Origin of the sequence: Psychrobacter sp. Rd 27.2 (assembly GCF_001921755.1) — a bacterium.
GTDB lineage: Bacteria > Pseudomonadota > Gammaproteobacteria > Pseudomonadales > Moraxellaceae > Psychrobacter > Psychrobacter celer.
In genome coordinates, this window is record NZ_MRYB01000038.1 from 1 (window position 1) to 789 (window position 789).

The window sequence follows — 789 nt, forward strand, 5'->3', positions numbered from 1 at the left end:
CTTCATATGAGATTACACTAGAGGCCGCTATGTCTAAGAAGTCTTTAATCGCCTATATAGGTAAGCTGCGTAAAGTCCTATTGAAAACTGGTTTGATAATGTCAGCGAGTTTTTTTGCCCAGTCAGCTTTTGCTCAGTGCCCGATAGCTAATGCCAATGGTTTTAATGTTGAATCACTAAACATAGGTACTTCTGGCGGCAAAACGATATTTTTCTGCAAACAAGAATTTACCCCCTCACAGTTAAGCTATACACCCACTGAAGAAGCGCTACTTACTGGTAAAAGTCGAGCTATCTCAAAAGGAAACACCATTCAAACATTTCCTCTGATGGGCAGTGTTAACTTATCTGGTTTTTCTGCTTCAGATTTGTCCTTAGACTTAAATATGCTACAAAGAGATTTTCCAAATAATGGTGGGCGGTACAATAAAAAGAGCTTATTTAATTTCTATACAAAAGTGGATAGAGAGTCTGAGTCAACGACCTCTTTTGTTCAAGGCAATGATCCCATTATTGGGACATTTAAGAATGCAAAGCTTGCAAGAGATAGTGGAGCAAGTCAGTTGACCGCTGATGTTGAGCTATATCATACAAACCCTGGTGCTGGTCAGTATTTTACAGCAAGGAATGGCGTGTATTGTTGGCTTGGCGTAGGAACTAGGTTGAATATGAACCCAAATAATACTAGCTTAAAAAACTCAGGAAACTACAGTCTAACGATGGGCGTCGTTACTCAGTAGTATGCATGCAAAAACATGAGGTTTTAGAGTATCAGTCGGTTGTTTTTCA

Annotated in this window: 1 protein-coding gene; it reads left to right on the forward strand. The window is 39.3% G+C overall.

The genetic code is table 11. The annotated features are described in order from the left end of the window. On the forward strand, positions 1-740 hold a 740-nt coding region (locus tag BTV99_RS12495; RefSeq protein WP_218607570.1), incomplete at its 5' end, for a hypothetical protein. Positions 741-789 lie beyond the last annotated feature (49 nt).